Origin of the sequence: Streptococcus danieliae, assembly GCF_025447695.1 — a bacterium.
Taxonomy (GTDB): Bacteria; Bacillota; Bacilli; order Lactobacillales; family Streptococcaceae; genus Streptococcus; species Streptococcus danieliae.
The window spans coordinates 1-2,982 of sequence record NZ_JAOBSU010000146.1 but is presented as its reverse complement, the minus strand read 5'-3'; the positions used below and the strand labels follow the sequence as shown (position 1 = coordinate 2,982).

The following is a 2,982-nucleotide window of genomic DNA, read 5'->3' as shown; positions in this document are numbered from 1 at the left end:
GCACTACACTACCAAATAGGAATACCTACTTATTTGAAATAAGGCGACAATAAGTATGAGTTTTTAGAGGTGCCCTAAAAAGAGTCGTTTTCCCGGCACCATTTGGACCTAGCAGACCATAAAACTTCCCTGCTTCAAAGGTTACATCAATGCCTTTTAGAGCTTCAAACGAACCAAACTTTTTGCGAACATTCTTTAATCGAATCTCCATTAGCTGTCACCAGTCCCCTTTCCCAAATTCCTGCTTTTTCGTCCTAAATTCTCAACTATAATGCATATATTATATTAGAAAACTGCCCATTAAGCAAGACCAGTCCTTGCAAAAAATCACTCCAAGGCATCAACCTCAAAGTGATTTTTCAACCTATTTGACCTTACATCTTCTCTTCTAGTTCCACATCTGGGTATTTATCCGCAAACCAGCGGAGGGCAAAGTCGTTTTCAAAGAGGAAGACGGGCTGGTCGAAGCGGTCTTTGGCCAGGATGTTCCGGCTGGAGCTCATGCGTTCGTCCAAATCTTCGGGTTTGATCCAGCGGACAGTTTTTTTCCCCATTGGGGACATAACCACTTCCGCCTTGTATTCATTTTCCATGCGGTGTTTGAACACTTCAAATTGGAGTTGTCCAACTGCTCCCAGCATATACTCCCCTGTTTGGTAGTTGGTGTAAAGCTGGATCGCCCCTTCTTGCACCAACTGCTCAATCCCCTTATGGAAGGATTTTTGCTTCATCACATTTTTTGCAGAGACTTTCATGAAAATTTCCGGAGTAAAGGTTGGAAGTGGCTCAAATTCAAACTTATGTTTGCCAACCGTTAAGGTATCCCCAACCTGGTAGGTTCCGGTATCATAGATCCCGATAATATCTCCTGCCACGGCTGTTTCAACCGTTTCCCGCGACTCAGCCATAAACTGGGTTACATTGGACAACTTGGCTCCCTTACCTGTTCGAGGCAGATTGACAGCCATGCCCCGCTCAAATTCACCTGACACAATCCGGAGAAAGGCAATCCGGTCCCTATGACGTGGATCCATATTGGCCTGAATTTTAAAGATAAAGCCTGAAAAGTCCGGTGCATCCGGTTGGATCATCTCGCCTTCAGTTGTTTTATGACCATGAGGTTCTGGGGCAAATTCTAAGAAAGTTTCCAAGAAGGTCTGCACCCCAAAATTGGTAAGGGCTGATCCGAAAAAGACAGGGGTCAGGTCCCCGGCCAAGATAGCCTCCTCTGAGAAGGGATTGCCAGCCTCACTAAGTAATTCTACGTCTTCTAGCACCTGCTGGTAGAAAGGATTATTCTCTAACCCGTAGCTCTCCGCTTGACCAAACTCGATAAAGCGTTGGTCCCCTTTATACAATTCAATACGCCCATGGTGAAGGTCATAGAGCCCTTCAAAACTTTTCCCCATCCCAATCGGCCAATTCATAGGGTAGGAAGCAATGCCTAGAACTTCCTCTAACTCCTCCAGCAATTCCAAGGGCTCACGGCCATCGCGGTCCAACTTGTTGATGAAGGTGAAAACAGGGATATTCCGGTGCTTGACAACCTCAAAGAGTTTTTTGGTCTGGGCCTCGATCCCCTTGGCGGAATCAACCACCATCACTGCCGCATCCACGGCCATCAAGGTCCGATAGGTATCCTCCGAGAAATCCTCGTGCCCAGGAGTGTCTAGGATATTCACCCGCTTGCCTAGGTAATCAAACTGCAAAACGGACGAGGTAACGGAGATTCCCCGTTGTTTCTCAATATCCATCCAGTCAGACTTGGCAAAGTTCCCAGTCTTCTTCCCCTTAACAGTACCCGCCTCGCGAATCTCGCCGCCAAAATAAAGCAACTGCTCCGTAATCGTCGTTTTCCCGGCATCCGGGTGACTAATAATAGCGAAGGTCCGTCTCCGCTTCATCTCATCAATACGTGACATTTCTAATTCCTTTTCGATTTTTTCTGCCTTACTAGTATACCATGATAGCCAGAGCGACACAAAACCTCGAATAAAAAATTTCCAGACCCTCCCAAAAAATCCTGAACATAGCAAAAGCCCCCTGATTGTCTTATCAACCAGTGGGGCTAGCTCGTTAACCTTCTAGTTCTGCTAGGGCTGCATCATCCGCAAAGATATAAACTTCTGGGTGGTTTTGAAGGATGCTGGCTGGTAGCTCCTCTGTCACTGGCCCCTCTACGGCACCAGCAATAGCTGCTGCCTTGTCTGCTCCATAAGCAAAAAGAATAATGGCTTTGGCGTCCATGATATTCTTAATCCCCATGGAAATCGCCTTAGTCGGAACATCTTCGATCTTGTCAAAGAACCGGGCATTGGCTTCAATGGTAGACGGTTCTAGCTCAACCACTTGGGTTGTCTGATCAAAGGAGGTTCCAGGTTCGTTAAAACCAATGTGACCATTTCGACCAATCCCCAGAATTTGCAGATCAACCGGATGTGCTTCAAGAATTTCTTGGTAACGACTGAGTTCCGTATCCAGGTCAGCTGCCTCCCCATTAGGTAGGTAGTTGGCTTTAAAGGGTTTTGCTTGGAACAGATGTTCTTCCATAAAATAGCGATACGATTGCGGATTGTCGGCTGCAAGACCCACATACTCATCCAAATTCACACTGGTTAAGTCTGAAAAATCAACATCACTGGCCCGAACAGCTTCATAAAAGCCCACCGGACTGCTTCCTGTTGCCAAGCCTAAGGTTTGGGCACCCGCTGCTAGTTTTTCCTTCAAAATAGCGAGAGCTTTTTGTCCCCCCTCTGCTTGGTCTGTCACACGAATCACCTGGATCATCGAACCGTCCTCCTTATCTTTTCTAACTCCATTATATGGTCTATACCAATTTTTGTCAACTGGTATAGACCGATTCTTGAGAAATTTTTCGCTTCCGTCCACCTGAATCATTTCCTCAAGAATCATTCCCGTTGTCTCTGATCCGATGTATACCAAGGGAATAGAAGAGTATAAAAAGAAAAATCGCCACGGTAA

General features: G+C 46.1%; 2 protein-coding genes and 1 pseudogene. All 3 read right to left on the bottom strand.

All coding sequences use genetic code 11. The features are described from left to right. Positions 1 to 76 precede the first annotated feature (76 nt). A pseudogene (locus N4310_RS08060) lies at positions 77 to 211 on the bottom strand (ATP-binding cassette domain-containing protein); the annotation flags it as partial. A 163-nt stretch (positions 212 to 374) separates the two neighbouring features. Continuing rightward, on the bottom strand, positions 375 to 1,922 hold the full coding sequence (locus tag N4310_RS08055) for a peptide chain release factor 3 (RefSeq protein WP_262092764.1): 1,548 nt from the start codon (positions 1,920 to 1,922) through the stop codon (positions 375 to 377). 154 nt (positions 1,923 to 2,076) lie between these two features. Further along, positions 2,077 to 2,784, bottom strand: coding sequence for a glucosamine-6-phosphate deaminase (locus tag N4310_RS08050; RefSeq protein WP_262092765.1), 708 nt, complete (start codon positions 2,782 to 2,784; stop codon positions 2,077 to 2,079). Between the last annotated feature and the right edge of the window lie 198 nt (positions 2,785 to 2,982).

Coding starts and splice junctions, on each gene's coding strand:
- N4310_RS08055 (WP_262092764.1), bottom strand. CDS start 1,922: ATGTCACGTATTGATGAGATGAAGCGGAGACGGACCTTCGCTATTATT.